General features: G+C 69.5%; 13 protein-coding genes. 10 read left to right on the top strand and 3 right to left on the bottom strand.

The features are described 5' to 3' along the window. The first annotated feature begins 1 nt into the window (after position 1). The 6 genes from murB to ftsZ all read left to right on the top strand — a co-directional run bounded on the left by murB (position 2) and on the right by ftsZ (position 13,719). Complete coding sequence (gene murB / locus D7W82_RS07740) at positions 2–934, top strand: UDP-N-acetylmuramate dehydrogenase (protein ID WP_120617713.1); 933 nt, start codon at positions 2–4, stop codon at positions 932–934. Then, positions 931–1,887: a D-alanine--D-alanine ligase gene (locus D7W82_RS07745; RefSeq protein ID WP_120617714.1), complete on the top strand. Its 957-nt coding sequence runs from the start codon at positions 931–933 to the stop codon at positions 1,885–1,887. Before murB ends, D7W82_RS07745 begins: the two co-directional genes overlap by 4 nt. A 135-nt stretch (positions 1,888–2,022) precedes the next feature. Then, positions 2,023–2,880 carry a cell division protein FtsQ/DivIB gene (locus D7W82_RS07750; RefSeq protein ID WP_120617715.1) on the top strand — a complete coding sequence of 286 codons (858 nt, stop codon included), beginning with the start codon at positions 2,023–2,025 and terminating at the stop codon, positions 2,878–2,880. A gap of 41 nt (positions 2,881–2,921) precedes the next feature. After that, positions 2,922–4,157, top strand: coding sequence for a cell division protein FtsA (gene ftsA, locus D7W82_RS07755; RefSeq protein ID WP_014398878.1), 1,236 nt, complete (start codon positions 2,922–2,924; stop codon positions 4,155–4,157). Between the two features lie 343 nt (positions 4,158–4,500). After that, positions 4,501–12,144 (top strand): Ig-like domain-containing protein, encoded by a 7,644-nt coding sequence (locus tag D7W82_RS07760; RefSeq protein WP_233587368.1) that lies wholly within the window; start codon positions 4,501–4,503, stop codon positions 12,142–12,144. Between the two features lie 339 nt (positions 12,145–12,483). Then, a complete protein-coding gene (gene ftsZ / locus D7W82_RS07765; RefSeq protein WP_120617723.1) occupies positions 12,484–13,719 on the top strand; it encodes a cell division protein FtsZ in 1,236 nt (411 codons plus the stop codon). Positions 13,720–13,735: 16 nt separating this feature from the next. Here ftsZ and D7W82_RS07770 read toward each other — a convergent pair whose 3' ends face one another. Then, positions 13,736–14,080: a hypothetical protein gene (locus tag D7W82_RS07770; protein WP_233585132.1), complete on the bottom strand. Its 345-nt coding sequence runs from the start codon at positions 14,078–14,080 to the stop codon at positions 13,736–13,738. Positions 14,081–14,253: 173 nt separating this feature from the next. On the opposite strand from D7W82_RS07770, the gene D7W82_RS07775 reads away from it, so the two are divergent. From D7W82_RS07775 to D7W82_RS07785, 3 genes are read left to right on the top strand one after another with little or no spacing between them, the layout of a single operon-like run. Beyond that, positions 14,254–15,603, top strand: coding sequence for an acetyl/propionyl/methylcrotonyl-CoA carboxylase subunit alpha (locus D7W82_RS07775; protein WP_120617717.1), 1,350 nt, complete (start codon positions 14,254–14,256; stop codon positions 15,601–15,603). 27 nt (positions 15,604–15,630) lie between these two features. Beyond that, positions 15,631–15,843 carry a biotin/lipoyl-binding carrier protein gene (locus D7W82_RS07780; protein WP_014398873.1) on the top strand — a complete coding sequence of 71 codons (213 nt, stop codon included), beginning with the start codon at positions 15,631–15,633 and terminating at the stop codon, positions 15,841–15,843. A 16-nt stretch (positions 15,844–15,859) separates the two neighbouring features. After that, entirely contained in the window at positions 15,860–16,624 is a 765-nt protein-coding gene (locus D7W82_RS07785; protein ID WP_120617718.1) for an enoyl-CoA hydratase/isomerase family protein, read from the top strand. Here D7W82_RS07785 and D7W82_RS07790 read toward each other — a convergent pair. Then, positions 16,621–17,214 (bottom strand): response regulator, encoded by a 594-nt coding sequence (locus D7W82_RS07790; protein ID WP_014398871.1) that lies wholly within the window; start codon positions 17,212–17,214, stop codon positions 16,621–16,623. The two genes, D7W82_RS07785 and D7W82_RS07790, sit on opposite strands and share 4 nt — an antisense overlap. 69 nt (positions 17,215–17,283) lie before the next feature. Next, complete coding sequence (locus tag D7W82_RS07795; protein ID WP_120617719.1) at positions 17,284–19,158, bottom strand: FHA domain-containing protein; 1,875 nt, start codon at positions 19,156–19,158, stop codon at positions 17,284–17,286. Positions 19,159–19,386: 228 nt separating this feature from the next. Here D7W82_RS07795 and D7W82_RS07800 point away from each other — a divergent pair. Further along, a partial coding sequence (locus tag D7W82_RS07800) for a rhomboid family intramembrane serine protease (RefSeq protein ID WP_233587369.1) occupies positions 19,387–19,803 on the top strand: 417 nt, incomplete at its 3' end.

Raw genomic sequence — 19,803 nt, forward strand, 5'->3', positions numbered from 1 at the left:
AATGCAGCCGGGCGAGGTGACACCGCTGGCGGCGCGCGTGGCGCGGCTGCCGGGCCTGGACGTCAAGCCGGGCGAGCCCCTGGCGCCGCTCATCAGCGTGCGCGTGGGCGGACCGGCGGAGGCGCTGGTGCGTCCGCGCTCACCGGACGCGCTGGTGGACCTCTTGCGCCTGGCCCGCGACGAGGGCCTCCCCGTGACGGTGCTGGGCGGCGGGGCCAACACGCTGGTGGGCGACGGCGGCGTGCCGGGGCTCACCGTGAAGCTGCCTCCGGATTTGTTCCCGGAGGCGCTGGACGTGGGCCCGGACGACGGCCGGGTGACGCTGGGCACGGGCGCGGCCATTGCGCGGCTCGTCAACGTGATGCGCGCGCAGGGCCTGGTGGGCGCGGAGTTCCTCGCGGGCATCCCCGGCACCCTGGGCGGCGCCGTCACCATGAACGCCGGCACCAAGAACGGCGAGTGCTTCCGCGTGGTGGAGGCGATTGAAGTCGCCACCGCGGACGGGGTGGGGTGGCTGACGAAAGCGCAGGTGCCCCACACCTACCGTCACGCCACGCTGCCCGCCGGAGGTATCGTCACCCGCGTGCGCTTCCATCTTCCCAAGGGCGATGTCGTGGCCAGCAAGGCGGCCATGGACGCGGACCTGGGCTACCGCAAGCGCACGCAGCCCTTGAGTCAGCCCAACTTCGGCAGCGTGTTCACCAACCCGCCGGGCGACCACGCCGGGCGGCTCATTGAACTCGTGGGCCTGAAGGGGCACACCCTGGGGCGCGCGCAGGTGTCCACCCTGCACGCGAACTGGATCGTCAACCTGGGCGGCGCGGCCGCTCGCGACGTGCGGGGCCTCATCACCCTGATGCAAGAGCGGGTGAAGGAAGCCTCCGGCGTCGTCATGCACCCCGAAGTCAAATTCGTCGGAGTCTTCCTGCCATGACCACCGGTCCCCGAGGCTTCACCCCCGCTGAGTTGAAGGCCAGGCGCGTCGGCGTGCTGTATGGCGGCCTCTCCAGCGAGCGCGAGGTGTCGCTGCGCACGGGCGCCGCGGTGTCGGGCGCCCTCAAGGGGCTGGGCTACGACGTGGTGGAGATCGACGTGGGCAAGGACCTGCCCGCGCGCCTCATCGCGGAGAAGGTGGACGTGGCGTGGCTCGCGCTGCACGGCCGCTTCGGCGAGGACGGCTGCATCCAGGGCCTCCTGGAGGCCATGTTCATCCCCTACACCGGCAGCGGCGTGATGGCCTCCGCCGTGGGCATGGACAAGGTGTACGCGAAGGAGATCTTCGTCGCGCGCGGCATCCCCACGCCGCCCTACCGCGCCTTCGACTCGGCGGAAGGAGCGCTCGCGGAGGCGGACCGGCTGCCGTTCCCCTTCCCGGTGGTGGTGAAGCCCAGCCGCGAGGGCAGCAGCGTGGGCGTGCACATCTGCAAGACGCGCGAGGAGTACACCGCCGCCGTCCAGGACGCCTCGAAGCACGCCGGCACGCTCCTGGTGGAGCAGTTCATCAAGGGCCGGGAAGTGCAGGGCGGGGTGCTGGACAACGAGGCCCTGGGCGTCATTGAAGTGAAGGCCGCCCGCGAGTTCTACGACTACGAAGCCAAGTACAAGGCCGGCAGCGGTACTCAGTATCTCTTCCCCGCGCCGCTGCCCCCGGACCTGTACGCGCGCGTCAACGAGGTCTCCCTGGGCGCCCACAAGGCGCTGGGGTGCTCCGGGGGGTCGCGCTCGGACGTCATCGTCACGGAGAGTGGCGACGTGTTCCTGCTGGAAATCAACACGCTGCCCGGAATGACGGCCTCCAGCCTCCTGCCCAAGATCGCGGCGGGGCGGGGCATCGACTTCCCGGCCCTCTGTGAGCGGCTGCTCCAGGGCGCTTCACTCAAGGCTTGAGCCGCTCCGCGTTCTTTCCTGGAGTTCCGGTCTCTTGCGGGGCCGGGGTGGTCCCCCCATGCCGCTACAGCGACGTGCCTGTAGCCAAAAACTGGCGTGGTTCGATGTCCGCACGCAGCATGCGCCTCCCTAGTCATGGCCTTCGGAAAATCCAAGAACCGCCGCCGCCTGGACGCCGCACCGCGCAATGACGCGGTGAAGGGCGCGGTCCGTTCGCACGGGCCGTCGGTGGCGAAGGCGCTGGGGCTGGCGGTGGCGACGGCGGGGCTCATCTGGGGCGGCATCGAGCTGCGCGCCTGGGCGGTGGTGTCGCCGCGCTTCGCGCTGGAGTCGGTGAACTTCACCGGCCTGGAGCGCGCGTCGCGCCCGGAGCTCCTGAAGCTGTCCGGGCTCACCGCGGGGCAGAACCTGTGGACGCTGGACCCGGCCGCGCTGGCGCGGTCCATGGGCCAGCACCCCTGGGTGCGCACGGTGGAGGTGACGCGGCGGTTTCCTCGCGGGGTGTCCGTGGAGGTGACGGAGCACGCGCCCGCGGCGCTGGCGGTGCTGGGCGACCTGTACGTGCTGGACGACGAGGGCGAGCCCTTCAAGCGCGTCACCCCGGGGGACGGGTTGGATTTGCCGCTCGTCACGGGCGTGGAGCGCGATGCGTACGTGGCGGACCCGGACGCGGTGCGTTCGAAGTTCCGCGAGGCGCTGGATGTAACCCGTGCTTATGCGCGGCTGTCGCCGGGGCGATCCGACCGGCTGTCCGAGGTGCGCCTGGAGAACACCGGGCTTGCGCTGGTGACGGCGACGGGGCAGGAGGTGCGCCTCGGTGCTGGCGATACGGAAGTCAAGCTCCAGCGGCTGGCGCGCGTTCGACGCGAGCTCAGTACAAGGGGGCTTGCAGCCGCGATCATTCGCCTGGATAACCGTGCCCGACCGGGTTGGGTGGCGGTGAGGCTTTCGAGTGGGTCCGACTCCGTGCGGAGCGGGGACTCGACGCAGTGAGGATGCTTCCTTCACGAAAGTGAGGGAGCCTGGGAGGAGTCATGGCGAAGCAGAAGTCGGGGGAGATCATCGTCGGCCTGGACATCGGCACGACGAAGATCTGCGCCATCGTCGGCGAGCTGACCGATAGCGGTATCGACATCATCGGTATCGGCACGCATCCGTCGAAGGGATTGCGCAAGGGCGTCGTGGTCAACATCGAGGCCACGGTGTCGTCCATCCGGCGCGCTGTGGAGGAGGCCGAGCTGATGGCCGGGGCGGAGATCTCCCACGTCTACACGGGGATCGCCGGCGGCCACATCAAGGGCTTCAACTCCCAGGGCATCGTCGCGGTGAAGGACAAGGAGGTCCGCGACGCGGACATCGCGCGCGTCATCGACGCGGCGAAGGCGGTGGCCATCCCCCTGGACCGGGAGGTCATCCACGTCCTGCCGCAGGAGTTCATCATCGACGACCAGGGCGGCATCAAGGAGCCCCTGGGCATGGCCGGCGTGCGCCTGGAGGCCAAGGTGCACATCGTCACGGGCGCCGTCTCCAGCGCGCAGAACATCGTCAAGTGCGCCAACCGCACCGGCCTGAACGTCTCCGACATCGTGCTCCAGCCGCTGGCCTCCGCCGAGGCGGTGCTGAGCGAGGACGAGAAGGAGCTGGGCGTGTGCCTCGTCGACATCGGCGGCGGCACCACGGACATCGCCATCTTCTCCGGCGGCTCCATCGTCCACACGGCCGTCATCGCCCTGGGCGGCAACAACCTGACGAGCGACATCGCCATCGGCCTGCGCACCCCCGCGCACGAGGCCGAGCGCATCAAGCAGAAGTACGGCTGCGCGCTCGCGTCCATGATCAACAAGGACGAGACGATTGAAGTGCCCAGCGTGGGCGGCCGTCAGCCGCGCGTCCTGGGCCGGCAGATTCTGTCGGAGATCCTGGAGCCGCGCGTGGAGGAGATCTTCCAGCTGGTGCACCGGGAGATCCAGAAGTGCGGTTACGAGGACCTGCTCGCGTCCGGCATCGTCATCACGGGTGGCAGCACGCTGCTCGCGGGCATGCCGGAGCTGGCGGAAGAGGTGCTGGGCCTGCCGGTGCGCCGGGGCATGCCGCGCGGCATTGGCGGCCTGGTGGACGTGGTGAAGAGCCCCATGTACGCCACGGGCGTGGGCCTCGTGGTCTACGGAGCCAAGCACATGGACCGCCGCATGTTCCGCATCCGCGAGGACGGCAACGTCTACAAGAAGGTGAAGGGCCGGATGCGCGAGTGGTTGGAAGAGATCTTCTAGGACGGTTTCCGGCGCCGCTGACGCGCTGAGCCAGGAGGCCCCTTCGGGGGCCTTTTCGCGTTTCTGGAGGCGCGTGTCCGGGAACTGGATTGACGTGTCAGAGGGGGACGCTGACGCGTCTGTCCAGGACGCGGAGTGTCTTCCAGATTCCGGAATCTGGATCCGGCTTCAGGACTCCCGCCGTAGGTACGGGCGGCCAGTCGTGCAAGTTCCAGGATTTGGACGGATTGGGAATTCGACAGAGGATGGCTTCCGGCTTGCTATGGGAGCCCGTGGCTCCCGGAACGGATTTCTCCATTCCTGGTGAGCCTCTGACCTTATGACTCCACAAAAGACTTCGCGGTTGCTGACGCCCCTCACGGGACTTCGCCGCTCGGCCGCAGGCCTGTTGGCCCTGCTGTGTGCCGTGCTGTTGGCGCCACCCGCCTACGCGGAACCTGACACCTTCGGCCTGGGCAATGGCCACAACGGTGCGCTGACGGTCGGCGCCGGCCAGACGCTGACCATCAACACCTACGCGCGACTGACGGAGCCCGCGAACGCCGGGCAGTCGTTCGTGGAGGTGACGGACACGACGGGCTTCGCCGCCGGCGACCTGGTGATGGTGTACCAGACCACCGGCTATGCGGGCCCGGTGACGTCCGGTAACCAGGGGCCGTTCGACTTCTCAGCAGACCCGGTGGGCCGCTGGCAGTTCGCGCGCGTGACGGCGCTGACGGGCACGCGCCTCACCTTCGGTTCGCCCCTCACGGTGCCGTTCCTGGGCGGCCCGGACGATGACGAGCTGGCCCGCCGCACCGCGGCCCAGGCCATCCGCGTGCCCGAGTACACGACGGTGACCGTCAGTGCGGGGGGCCGCATCGTCGCCAAGGGCTGGTCCAACGACGAGGACCAGATCGACAGCCTGGGCGGCATCGTGGTGTTCCTGGCCCAGGGCGCGGTCATCAATAACGGCACCATCTCCGCCAGTGGCGCGGGCTTCCGTGGCGCGACGTACTTCAACGGGGACGGCGACAACTGCACGGAGTTCGACGAGGTGTATCCGGGCGGAGCCATCAAGGGAGAAGGCGTGGTGCCGGGTCGCTTCAAGCTGCCGGCGGCGTACCCTGATGCCGAGGGCATCACGGGCCGGGGCAACATCCTCAACGCGGGCGGCGCCGGCATCTGCCACAACTCCGGCGGTGGCGGCGGCGGCAACGGCGGCCAGGGCGGTATCGGCGGCCGGACGTGGACGGGTGACACCGCCCCGGCGCGCCCGGTGGGCGGCCTGGGCGGCGCGAAGATGAACTTCCTGCCTCCGACGCGCGTGCTGTTCGGCGGCGGTGGCGGTTCGGGTCATGGCAACGACGGAGTGGGCGGTGGTGGCGGCAACGCGGGTGGTGCCGTGTTCATCCGCGGCGGTTCGCTCGCGGGCGCCGGTGTCATCAATGCGGACGGCGCGGCGGGCGGCGACTCGGATAATGACGCGGCGGGTGGCGGTGGCGCGGGCGGTACGTTGTCCCTGCGCTTCAATGGCAACCTGACCTGCAACCCCGGCAACATCTCCGCGAAGGGCGGCCGTGGCGGCATCAGCTCCGCGGACGAGCACGGGACGGGCGGAGGCGCGGGAGGCGGCAACATCTTCCTCCAGGGCGCGACCATCAACTGCAACACCGTGGCGGCCACGGAGACCTCGGGCGGTGCGCCGGGCACGCAGGCGCTCGCGGGCTCTATCTATGACGGCGCGACGTACGGCTCCGCGGCGGGCAATGTCGGCGTGGTCAACACGCTCACGTCCGCGCTGACCGTGCCCGCGGTTCCGGTGGTCACCACGCCGGCCAACGGCTCCACCACGTCCAACCAGACGCCCGTCATCAGCGGCACGGGCCCGGTGAACACGACCATCGTCGTCATCGTGGACAACGTGGAGATTGGCCGGACGACGTCGGATGCCCTGGGCAACTGGACCTTCACGCCCACGACCCAGCTCACCGTCGCGGCTCACACCGTGTACGCGTACGCGGAGGTCAACGGCCAGGCGAGCCCCAAGAGCAACACCAACACCTTCACCATCACCGCCGCGGCGACGCCGACGGTGGCCATCAGCACCCCGGCCAATGGCTCGACGACGAGCAACCCGAACGTGACGGTGACCGGCACGGCCGCGAACGCGACCAGTGTGACGGTGACCTTCCAGGGCACGAACTACCCCGCCACGCTGACCGGCGGTACCTGGACCGTGGCGCTCCCGGGCCCGCTGGCCAACGGCACGTACACCGTGACTGCGGTGTCCTCGAACGGCACGACCAGCAGCAGCACGGCCACCTCCAACTTCACGGTGGCGGGCCCGACAGTGGCCATCAGCACCCCGGCCAACGGCTCGACGGTGACGAACCCGAACGTGACGGTGACCGGCACGGCCGGGAACGCGACCAGCGTGACCGTCACCTTCCAGGGTACGAACTACCCCGCCACGCTGACCGGCAATAACTGGACGGTGGCGTTGCCCGGCCCGCTGGCCAACGGCACGTACACCGTGACCGCGGTGTCCTCGAACGGCACGACCAACAGCAGCACGGCCACCTCCAACTTCACGGTGGCGGGCCCGACAGTGGCCATCAGCACCCCGGCCAACGGCTCCACGACGAACAACCCCAACGTGACGGTGACCGGTACGGCTGCGAACGCCACGTCCGTGACCGTGACCTTCCAGGGCACGAACTATCCCGCAACGCTGACCGGCGGTAACTGGACCGTGGCGCTGCCGGGCCCACTGGCCAATGGCACGTACACCGTGACCGCGGTGTCTTCGAACGGCACGACCAACAGCACCCAGGCTTCCTCCACCTTCACGGTGAACGTGCCCGCGCCGACGGTAGCCATCAGCATCCCGGCCAACGGCTCGACGGTGACGAACCCCAACGTGACGGTGACGGGCACGGCCGCGAACGCGACCAGCGTGACGGTCACGTTCAACGGCACGAACTACCCTGCCACGCTGACCGGCGGTAACTGGACCGTGGCGCTGCCCGGCCCGCTGGCGGATGGCACGTACACCGTGACGGCTGTGTCCACGAACGCCCAGGGCACGAACAGCACCCAGGCCTCCTCCACCTTCACGGTGGACCAGACGCCTCCGACGGTGGCCATCATCACCCCGACGGACGGCTCGACGATCAACACCCCGAACGTGACGGTGACGGGCACGTCCGTGGGCGCGACGACCGTGACGCTGACCTTCGACAACGCGAGCTACGGCCCCATCACGGTCAACGGTGACGGCAGCTGGAGCTTCCCGCTGCCCGGCCCCCTGGCCGAGAACACGTACACTGTGACCGCGGTGGCCGTGGACGCGGCGGGCAACACCAGCACGCCGGACAGCTCCACCTTCACGGTGGACCTGACCGCGCCGACGGTGGAAATCAGCACTCCGGGCGACGGCGACGTCATCGGTACCAGCACGGTGACCGTCACCGGTACGGCCTCGGGCGCGACGTCCGTGACGCTGACCTACAACGGCACGGACTACGGCCCCATCCCCGTGGATGGCGCGGGCAACTGGAGCTACACGCTGCCCCTGGCCGTGCCGCCGGGCTCCCACACCGTGACCGCTGTGTCCGTGGACGCGGCGGGCAACGAGAGCACGCCGGACGAGTCCACCTTCACGGTGGACCTGACGGTCCCCACGGTCGCCATCTCCAATCCGCTGACCGGCAGCTCGCTGAACACCAGCACGGTGACGGTCACCGGCACGACGACCAACGCGACCTCCGTGACGCTCACGTTCGATGGCGCCAGCCATGGCCCCGTCACGGTCAATGGTGACGGCACCTGGAGCTACCCGCTGCCCGGCCCCCTGGCAGAGGGCACGTACACCGTGACCGCGGTGTCCGTGAATGGCGCGGGTACCACCAGCGCGACCGCGACCACCACCTTCACGGTGGACCTGACCGCGCCGACGGTGGAGATCAGCACTCCGGTGTCTGGCACGACGGTTGGCACCAGCACGGTGACGGTGACGGGTATCTCCACGGGCGCGACGTCCGTGACGCTGACCTACAACGGCACGAACTACGGCCCCATCCCCGTGGATGGCACGGGTAACTGGAGCTACCAGTTGCCGGTGTCCCTGCCGGAGGGCTCCATCACCGTGACCGCGGTGGCCGTGGACGCGGCGGGCAACACCAGCACGCCGGACAGCACCACCTTCACGGTCGACCTGACGGCGCCGGAAGTCGACATCACCGCGCCGGTGGACGGCACGACGGTGGCCTCCAACACGGTGTCCGTCACCGGTACCTCAGTGGGCGCCACCTCCGTGACGCTCACCTTCGAAGGCAATGACTACGGCCCCATCACGGTGGATGCTTCCGGCAACTGGAGCCAGGCGCTGCCCGGCCCGCTGGCGGATGGCACGTACACCGTGACCGCGGTGTCCACGGACGCGGCTGGCAACGAGAGCACGCCGGACAGCACCACCTTCACGGTGGACACGACCAGCCCGACGGTGGCCATCAGCACTCCGGCCAACAACTCCACGGTGGGCGCCAACGTCACGGTCACCGGCACGACCGCGGGCGGTGCGACCAGCGTGACCGTGTCCTTCCAGGGCACGGACTACGGCCCCATCGCGGTGGATGCCTCCGGTAGCTGGAGCCAGGCGCTGCCCGGCCCGCTGGCCAACGGCACGTACACGGTGACGGCGGTGGCGGTGGACGCGGTGGGCAACACCAGCACGACCGCGACCTCCACCTTCACGGTGAACACGGCCGCTCCGACGGTGGCCATCACCTCGCCGGTCAACGGCTCCACGGTGACGAACCCGAACGTGACGGTGACGGGCACCGCCGCGAACGCGACCAGCGTCACGGTCACGTTCAATGGCACCAACTATCCCGCAACGCTGACCGGCGGTAACTGGACCGTGGCGCTGCCGGGCCCGCTGGCGGACGGCACGTACACCGTCACGGCGGTGTCCACGAATGGCACCACCAACAGCACGACCGCGACCACCACCTTCACCGTCAACCAGTCGGGCACGGTGGATACGGACAACGACGGCCTGACGGACGAGGAGGAGGTCGCCGAGGGCACCGACCCGAACAACCCGGACACCGACGGCGACGGCATCCCCGACGGCATCGAGGTCAAGGTGGGCGGCACGGATCCGCTCGACGACGACTCGGATGACGACGGCATCCTCGACGGCAACGAGGACAAGGACCACGACGGCGTCGTCGACGCCGACGAGACCGACCCGAACAACCCGGACACCGACGGCGACGGCCTGACCGACGGCGTGGAGCTGGGCTTCACCGTGCCCGAGGGCGACGACACCGACCCGTCCAAGTTCGTGGCGGACAAGGACCCGTCCACGAAGACCAACCCGCTGGACGACGACTCGGATGACGACGGTCTCACCGACGGCAACGAGGACGCCAACCACGACGGCAAGGTGGACCCGACCGAGACGGATCCGAACAAGATCGACACGGATGGAGACGGCCTGACTGACGGCCTGGAGCTGGGCCTCACCCAGCCGCAGGGCACGGACACCGACCCGACGAAGTTCAAGGCGGACCAGGACCCCGACACCAAGACGAACCCGCTCGACCCTGACACCGACAAGGGCGGCGTGTTCGACGGCATCGAGGACTGGAACCACAACGGCCGCGTGGACGTGGAGGAGTCCGACCCGCTCAACCCGGCGGACGACCAGGACGCGGACGGCGACGGCATCGACAACGCCACGGAGCGGGAGAACGGGACGGATCCGTTCGACTCCGACACCGACGACGACGGCGTGCCGGACGGCCTCGACGGGCTGACCGACACGGACGGCGACGGCACCATCGACGCGCTCGACCCGGACAGCGACAACGACGGCATCAACGACGGCACGGAGATGGGCGTCACGGTGGAGACCGCTCCGCCGGGCACCGACACGTCGTCCCCGAACTTCAAGCCGGACGCGGACCCCTCGACGAAGACGGACCCGAAGAACCCGGACACGGACGGCGACGGCCTGAAGGACGGCGAAGAGGACGCCAACCACGACGGCCGCCGTGACGCCACGGAGACGGATCCGAACATGAAGGACACCGACCAGGGCGGCATCGACGACGGCACGGAGGTGAAGGGCGGCTCGGATCCGCTCGACGCCAACGATGACTTCCTGGTCGTGGGCCACGGCTGCAACACGGGCGGCTCCGGTTCGCTGGCGCCCTTCGCGCTGATGCTGCTGGCGCTGCCCCTGGTGGGCCGCCGCTTCCGCCGCGCCGGGGACCTCCTGGCGCGCGCGGGTGGGGCGGTCGCCGTGTTCGTCATGGCGCTGTTCGCGGGCTCTACCGCACACGCGCAGGCCACCGCCGTGTCGCAGGCCATCGACGTGCAGCAGTACAAGCCGGGCCCGGGCGTCGCGGACGTGCTCGCGGTGCACGGCGCGAAGGTGCAGCGGCACCTGGGGTGGAACGTGGGGCTGTCGGTCAACTACGCCGACAAGCCGCTCAACTTCTTCGACCCCCGCTCGGACACGTACGTCACCTCCGTGGTGAAGAGCCAGGTGGGCTTCGACCTGATGGGCGCCGTCGGCCTCTTCGACCGGTTCGAAATCGGCGTCGTGCTGCCCATCACCCTCCAGGGCTCGGAGAACTCGCCGGCCGTGGACTCCTCCTTCGCCAACGGGGTGAGCGGGGGCGGCATCGGCGACCTGCGCCTCATCCCGAAGGCGCGGCTCTTGGATGGCGACGACTACGGCGTGTCCGTGGTGCTGCCCATCTCGCTGCCCACGGGGGGGGCGTCGGACTTCCTCGGCGGGTCCGGCGTGTCCGTCAACCCGCGCGTGGTGGCGGAGTACGGCAAGCGCTTCCGCATCCTCGCCAACGTGGGCGTGGACCTCCGCAAGTCGGAGCAGCTGCGCAACCTGAACGTCGGCAGCGCGCTGGCGTACGGGGTGGGCGCGGAGGTTCCGCTGGGGGATTCGCCGCTGGCCGCCCAGGCCTCGCTGGTGGGCGCGATGGGCTTCAAGCAGCAGAACGAGGAGGAGCGTCCCCTGGAGCTGCTCGCGGCCCTGAAGTACCGCGCGCCGACTGGCCTCTCCGCGCAGGTGGGCGCGGGCCCGGGCCTCACCCACGGCTACGGCACGCCGACCTTCCGCGTGCTCGCGTCCGTGGCCTACACCGCCCCGGAGCGCGCCGCGGCGCCTCCGAAGCCCGTGTGCCCGGAAGGCCCCGAGGACTTCGACGGCTTCCAGGACCAGGACGGCTGCGCCGACCCGGACAACGACGGCGACGGCATCCTGGACACGGCCGACCAGTGCCCCAACGAGCCGGAGACCGTGAACGGCTTCGAGGACGCCGACGGCTGCCCGGACACGAAGCCCGTGCCGCCTCCGCCCGCGCCGGTGGACTCCGACGGCGACGGCCTGATGGACCCGGACGACAAGTGCCCCAACGCGCCCGAGGACAAGGACGGCTTCCAGGACGAGGACGGCTGCCCGGATCCGGACAACGACAAGGACGGCATTCCCGACGTCGCGGACAAGTGCCCGCTGGAGCCGGAGACCATCAACGGCGTGGATGACGAGGACGGCTGCCCGGACAAGGGCAAGGTGAAGGTGCTCGTCGAGGGCGAGCGCATCTTCATCCTGGAGAAGGTCTACTTCGCCACGAGCAAGGACGTCATCCTGCCGCGCTCGTTCCCCATCCTGAAGCAGGTGGCCGCAGTGCTGCGCGCCAACCCGCAGGTGGAGCTGCTGCGCATCGAGGGCCACACGGACAGCCAGGGCAACGACGCCGCCAACCTGGACCTGTCCAAGCGCCGCGCCGCCAGCGTGAAGACGTTCCTCGTCAACGAGGGCATCGCCGCGGAGCGCCTGGACTCCGAGGGCTTCGGTGAGTCGAAGCCGGTGGACACGAACAAGACGGCCGCGGGCCGTGAGAACAACCGCCGCGTGGAGTTCAACATCGTGAAGCTGGGCAAGGTGGAAGTGGAGAAGCCCGCCCCGTAGCGCTTCACTTCAGGAATGAAACACGGAAGGCCCGGTTCCCCCGAGGGAGCCGGGCCTTTTCGTCATCCGCGCCCCGTCCTGTCACGTCACGCGTGCGCGGAAGGCGCGCACAACTGGTCACGGCGAGTCAGCGGACGCGAGTCAAGAGGGTGTTTACATCCGCGCGATGTCCGCATGGCCGCTGATGCCATTCGCGTAAGTGGGCGTCAGGACTCGGTCGCGCAGCAGGGCGCTACAGGCTGGTAGCGGAATACTTGCCAAAGCGCCCGACTTCCTGATGATTGTCGAGGGTGGGTGTTTCCGCGGACGGCGCCGCGGTGCTTCCGCCACGAGGACGACATGGACCAGTTCGAGCAGAACAAGCAGGCCGCGAAGATTCGTGTCGTGGGCGCGGGCGGGGCGGGCTGCAACGCGGTCAACACGATGATTCTGTCGAAGCTGGATCGCGTCGACTTCATCGCCGCCAACACCGATGTCCAGGCGCTCGCCGCGAGCAAGGCGCCCACCCGGCTGCAGCTGGGCCAGGCGCTCACCAAGGGCCTGGGCGCCGGCGCCAACCCGGAGATGGGCCGCGAGGCCGCCCTGGAGTCGCGCGATCAGATCGCCGCGGTGCTGGAAGGCGCCGACATGGTCTTCGTCACCGCGGGCATGGGCGGTGGCACCGGCACGGGCGCCGCGCCCATCATCGCGGACATCGCCAAGAGCCTGGGCTGCCTCACGGTGGGCGTCGTCACCAAGCCCTTCCTCTTCGAAGGCAACAAGCGCCGCAAGCAGGCCGAGCAGGGCATCGTGGAGCTCAAGGCCGCGGTGGACACGCTCATCACCATCCCCAACCAGCGCCTGCTGTCGCTCTCCAACGAGCCCATGCCGCTCCTGGAGACCTTCAAGCGCGCCGACGAGGTCCTGCTCAACGCCGTGCAGGGCATCAGCGACCTCATCCAGTACCACGGCTACATCAACGTGGACTTCGCGGATGTGAAGACCATCATGAGTGACAAGGGCCTGGCGCTCATGGGCACGGGCCACGCCTGTGGTGACCGCCGCGCCATCACCGCCATGCAGCAGGCCATCTCCAGCCCGCTGCTGGAGGACGTCTCCATCGACGGCGCCACCGGCCTGCTCATCAACATCACCGGCGGCCGCGACATGACCCTTCAGGAGGTCAACGAGGCGCTGACGCTGGTGCACGACTCGGCGGACGGCGAGGCGGAGATCATCTTCGGGTCGCTCATCGACGAGCAGATCCAGGACGAGGTGAAGATCACCATCATCGCCACGGGCTTCGTGCACCGGGACGCGCCCAAGGTTCGCTCCATGCCGCAGGTGGTGCAGGTGCCGCTGGTGGGCCGTCCCTCCACGCCGCCGTCCGTGCTGTCCTCGACGCGTGAGGAGGTGGCCAGCCTGGTGCCCGCGAAGAGCGCGCCCCGTCCGGCCATGTCCACGGTGGAGGCGCCCAAGTCGTCCATGCAGAGCGCGCGCACGGCCGTGGTGAAGGACGCGGCGCTGCCCCTGGACGAGGATCAGTTCGACATCCCCACGTTCCTGCGCCGCCAGGGCCAGACGGAGCTGCCGTAGTCAGGCAGCGGGGACGCTAACCGCGGGGGAGGCGGGCGACGCTCGCCGTGCCCCTGCCGGTGAGGCGGTCGCATTTGGTGAACAGTCCGTCCACCTCGTCGTAGAGCGCGTCGATGCGCTCCGACGCGCTAGGGGCGGGCAGCAGCCCGTCGCCGGACAGCTCCTCCAGGCGGGTGCCTGCGCGCTGCAAGAGCTGCAGCGCCTTGAGCAGGGAGCGGCCCTGCTGCGTGCCGTCGGGCGTGAAGAGGGTGCCGCCCTCGTAGAGCGTCACCAGATTGGCGCGGGTGTCCTGCTGCCGCTGGTTGAGCCGGTTCCGGTACAAGTCCAGACGGCGGGCGCGACGGGCACCATGCAGGTCCACGACGCTGTGCGTTCCTGTCGACGGGGGATTCACGTCGGGCAAGGTACGCCAGGCCCTCGCAAGCCCGCAAATTTACGGGACTGTACGGACCTGTTGCGCGACTGCCCGGACGCTTGTCAGTCAAGGGGGTGGGGGTTAGTTTGGCCGCCCTTCGTCACGCCAGGGTGCCTGCCATGTTCCAGAAGCTGCTCATCGCCAACCGGGGTGAAATCGCGCGTCGCATCGGGGCGGTGGCCCGGGGCATGGGCGTGAAGACGGTGGCGGTGCACTCGGACGCGGACGTGAACCTGCCCTTCGTGAAGGAGGCGGACGAGGCCGTGAGAATCGGCCCCGCGCCCGCGAAGGACAGCTACCTGAGCATCCCCGCCATCCTGGAGGCCGCGAAGAAGACGGGCGCCCAGGCGGTGCACCCGGGCTACGGCTTCCTGTCGGAGAACGGCGAGTTCGCCCAGGCGTGCGCGGACGCGGGGCTGACCTTCGTGGGCCCGCCGCCGGAGGCCATGGCGCGGATGAAGGACAAGAGCCAGGCGCGCAAGCTGGTGTCCGCCGCGGGCGTGCCGGTGGTGCCCGGCAGTGACGGCGTGCTGCCGGACGTGCAGAGCGCCCTGGAGGCCGCGGAGCGCATCGGCTACCCGGTGCTGTGCAAGGCCGCCAGCGGCGGTGGCGGCATTGGCATGGCGGCGGCGAAGGACCCCGCGGAGCTGGAGAAGGTGTACCGCCAGTGCACGGACCGCGCGAAGGCCGCCTTCGGCCGCGAGGGCGTGTACCTGGAGCGCTACTTCCCGGCGCCCCGCCACATCGAGGTCCAGATATTGGGCGACACCCACGGCCACCTCATCCACGGCCTGGAGCGCGAGTGCTCCATCCAGCGCCGGCACCAGAAGGTGGTGGAGGAGGCCCCGTCGGTGCTGTTCGCCAACGGACGGAACCCAGGCCTGGCGGAAGAGCTCTTCACGGCGGCCGTCAAGGCGGCGAAGGCCTTCGGCTACGCCAACGCGGGCACGGTGGAGTTCCTGTACTCCGACGGGCAGGTGTACTTCATCGAGATGAACGCCCGGCTCCAGGTGGAGCACCCGGTGACGGAGCTGACCACGGGCCTGGACCTCATCGGCTGGCAGCTGCGCATCGCCGCGGGCGAGAAGCTCACCGTGAAGCAGGAGGACGTGAAGCGCAAAGGCGCCGCGCTGGAGTTCCGCATCTACGCGGAGGACCCGGTGAAGTACTTCCCGTCCCCCGGCCCGCTGAAGGTGTTCCAGCCCCCCACGGGCGAGGGCGTGCGCCTGGACTCCGGCTACGCGGAAGGGGACGTGGTGACGCCGAACTACGACCCGATGATCGCCAAGCTCATCATCAGCGGCGCCACGCGCGACGAGGCCATCGCCCGCGCGGTGAAGGCCCTGGAGTCCTTCCGCATCGAAGGCATCAAGACGAACATCCCGCTCCACCTTCGCATCCTGAAGGACCCGGCCTTCGCGGCCGGTGAGCTGGACACGCACTTCCTGGATCATCACGCGAAGCCTTAAAAGTTTTCCCCCGAGGAGGGACGGTTCATGGCGGACGTTGCGGCGCACATCACGGGCACGGTGTGGAAGATCGAGGTGAAGGTGGGTGACAAGGTGGATGCCGGCACCACGCTCGTCATCCTCGAGTCCATGAAGATGGAGATGCCCGTGGAGGCCGAAGAGGGCGGCACGGTGAAGGAGATCCGCTGCAAGGAAGCGCAGGCGGTCAACGAGGGTGACGTCCTCGTGGTGCTCGAGTAGCCGCGGGCTTCACCGGATGGAGCCCACGCTGGAGGTGGAGGATCGCGAGGGCGGTGTCCGGGTGCTCACCGTCTCCAACCCGTCGCGGCGCAACGCGCTGGATGACGCGTTGCTGGCCCGGCTGGACGCGGCGCTGGAGCCGGCCGCCCACGTGCGCGCGCTGCTGGTGCGCGGCCAGGGCGGGCACTTCTGCGCGGGCTATGACTTGACGCACCTGGGGCCGCCGGGCGCGGACGGGCGGCTGCCGGATGACCCGCTGGTGGCGTGCCTGCTGAAGCTGGAGCGGCACCCGGCGCCGTCGGTGGCGCTGGTGCAGGGCGGCGCGGTGGGCGCGGGCTTCGACCTGGCGGCCTCCTGCGACTTCCGCGTGGGCGCTTCCGGCGCGTTCTTCCTCATGCCTCCAGCCCGGCTGGGCATCGTGTACTCGCCGGAGGGGCTGGCGCGGGCGGTGCGGCTGGTGGGGTTGTCGCGCGCCAAGCAGCTGTTCCTCACCGCGCGGCGGCTGCCGGCGGCGGAGGCGCTCGCGTGGGGCCTGCTGGATGAGTGCCCCGAGGACGCGGAAGCGCGCGCGCTGGCGCTGTGCGCGACGCTGGCCGCGGGGGCGCCGAAGGCGGTGTCGGGGATGAAGGAGGCGTTCGGGCTGCTGGCGCGCTCCGGGCTGTCCCCGGAGGACGTCGCGCACCTGCGTCAGGTGCGCGGCGAGGCGTTTGGCAGCGACGACGCGAAGGAGGGGCGCGCGGCCTTCCTGGAGAAGCGCGCGCCCCGTTTCAACGGCCGCTAGGTGTCGCCGAACAGCTCGCCCATGCGCAGCTGCAGCGCGGAGGCGATCTTGTAGAGCGACGAGATGGACGCGGAGGACTCCGCGCGTTCAATCTGGGACAGCAGGGACACGGACAATCCGGTGCGGCGGGCCAGCTGCTTGAGCGTGAGCTCCTGCGTCTTGCGCGCGTCGCGGATGGTGCGGCCGATGGCGCGGTGCAGGTCGGCTTCCGGGTCCTGGGACAGGCCCTTCTTCTGCAGCGCGTTGCGCACGGCGGCCGTGAACTGCTCCGGCTCCATGGGCTTCTTCACATAGTCGGACGCCTGCGCCTTGAGCGACGCGACGGCCGTGTCCACGGTGGGGTAGGCCGTAGCGACGATGACCGCGATGTCCGTGTCGTACTTGCGGATCAGCTCCAGCACTTCGGTGCCGGACATCTGCGGCATCATCATGTCGAGGATGACGAGATGGAAGTCGGAGCCACGGAGGATGTCCACCGTCTGCGTAGGGTCCGTGGTGGTGACGACCTCGTAGCCTTCACGGGTCAGCACGAGCTTGAGGTAGTCGCAGTTGTCCTGCTCGTCATCAACTACCAGGATGCGAATCTGCACAGCGTCTCCTCGCTGCAGGGTTGAGGGAAGTGCTGCGGGGATCTATGCGCCGTTGTTGGCGGCGGGGGGTTATTGAGCCTGGGACGCTGCTTGGGTGACCTTGCTCAGGGCTTTGATCACCAGGTCGCGCTTCGGATAGCCCTCAGGCGTGAGCAAGAGGAAGGTCTTGTAGGCCTGCTCACTCGCCTTGAAGTCCTTGAGCGTGGCGTGCACCACGCCCAGCATGAGGTGGCACTCGGGAACCTTGGGGGCGCGCGCCGCGCAGTCCTGGGCGAGCGACAGGGCTCCGTTGGGGTCCGTCTTGGCCAGGGTGAGCACCTTGGCCTTGATGGGTTCGATGTTCTTGGCGACGTCCGCCGGCTTCAGGGTCTTCAGGCTTTCGGCCGTCACGTCATCGGCCGTCAGGGTGGCTGCGCTGGCGGCTTCGGTCTCCTGCTGCGGCGGCGCCTGGGCCTCGAGCCGCTGCTTCACGCCCTCGTAGCGTGAGGTGAAGACCGTCTCGGCGGGGACCTTGGCGAAGCTGGCGGCCGCTTCCTTGAACTTGCTTTCGTCCAGGGCCTTCTGGGCGGCCGTGAGGTTGCTGTCGGCCTCGCGCTCCTGGGCCAGCAGGCGCTCACGCGCTGTCTGCGCCTTGAGGGCCTGGGGGCCTCGGGCGCCTTCTCCCAGGCTCTTCAGGATGGCGCCCGCGACCTCGAAGTCGGCTCTCTTGAGCGCGGTGGCGAAGTCCTCTTCCGTCACCTTCTGTGCCGGCGGCTCCGGTGGGGGCTTCACCGGCTCCGGAGTCTTCGGCGCGTCAGGGGCCTTCGTGTCCGGCGTCGCGGGCGGCTTCGCGGCCACGGCCTCCGGGGACTTCGTCTCCGGGGGCTTCGTCTGCGGAGGCGGCTCCGGGATGGGCTGCGGATCCGTGGCGACCACGGGAGGCGTGGAGTCCGGCGGCTTGGGCAGCAGGTCCTGGCCCTTCACCACGAAGAGCGCCGCGCCCGCGCCAACGGACAGGAACGCGATGACCGCGGCCACCCACATCTTCTTGGAGCCGCCGCGGCCCTGCGCCGCGATGTCCTCTTCCAGCGACCCGGGCCCCACGAAGCGCAGCTTCACGTGGCCCATCTCGATGATGTCACCGTGCGCGAGCGTCGCCTGGGCGTAGCTCTCGCCGTTGACCGTCATCCCGTTGGCGGACTGCATGTCGATGACGCGCCACTCGCCGGTCTCCTCGCGCACGACCTTCGCGTGCGTGCGGGACAGCGAGCGGTGGTCCAGGGCCACGTCGTTCTCCGACGTGCGGCCGATCCGCAGCTCCGTGCGGTTGCAGTCGTACTCCTGGCCCTTGAACTCGGCGGGGCCGAGCACCACCAGCCGGGGCTGCTCGTCCTCGGGCACGCGCTCCACGCGCCGGGGCCGGTCCGCCTCCATCTGGTCCATGCGGATGATGGACGTGGCGTTGCGGCGCGCATCCGCGGACACGGGCGTGTGCTCGTGCTCGTCGCCGGAGTCGTCGTCCTCCGCCTCGTCCTCACCATCCACCATGGTGTCGCGGGGACGGGGACCGCTGGCGACCTCGTCGTCGTCCTCCTCCTCGGGCTCCGGCTCCGGCCGGCGGGAGGCGGGCACCTTGGCGGTGATGGCGCCAGTGGGGGCGGCAGCGTTGGCCGCGCCCTCGACCTGCAACGCCAGATCGTAGTCGCCGATCTGGATGAGGTCGCCCTCCTTGAGAGGGAGCTGGCCTGCGACGCGTTCGCCGTTGATCCGGGTGCCGTTGTAGCTCCCCAGGTCTTCGAGCACGACGTGTCCATTGAGGCGCACGAGCCGGGCGTGTCGACGTGACACGTTCCGCTCGGTCAGGCGGATGGTGTTCCCCTCCTGACGGCCAATGGTGATTTCGTCGCGCACGAAGGGAACAACGGTCTTGCGCCCCTCGTCGTCTTCGATGATGAGCTTCAGCACGGGTCCGGTCCGAGTACAGCTATAGCAGAATGCCCTTCACCGAGACAAGCCATGTATCCCCCGAGAACAACAGGGTTTTTCGCCCATCCCAGGGGCAGGGAGGCACTGTTGTCCATCGGTCGATTGGCCGGAAAGGGTGGGGAGGGCAGGGTACCGGGGCTCACGATAGCGCTGATCGCGGCGCAGGCCATTCTGTACACCATGGTGGCGTCCGGAGGCCCACCCGGAGTGGATGCGTTGATCCACTGGGGGGCCAAGTCCGGCCCCCTGGTGACGGACGCGGGGCAGGGCTGGCGGCTGCTGACGGCCAACCTCCTGCACCGGGACGCCCTGCACCTGGGCCTCAACCTGCTGGTGTTCGCGGCGGTGGGCACGGCGGTGGAGCGCTCGTGCCGGTGGTGGGACTACGTGGCGCTGCTCGCCGTGTCCGGGCTGGCGACGATGACGGGCTCGCTCTGGTGGTCTCCGACGGTGAGCGTGGGGGCGTCCGGGTGGGTGTTCGGGTGCGTGGGGGCGCTGCTGGTGCTGGGGCGGCGCGCCCGGACCGGGGCCGGAAAAGCGCGCATGGGGTGGTTCTCCGGGGAGAGCGCGCTGCCCACGGTGCTCGTCTTCCTGTGGCTCGGCTGGACGAGCGTGGGCGTGGAC

The organism is Corallococcus sp. CA049B, from assembly GCF_003611685.1.
In the GTDB taxonomy this organism is placed as follows: domain Bacteria; phylum Myxococcota; class Myxococcia; order Myxococcales; family Myxococcaceae; genus Corallococcus; species Corallococcus coralloides.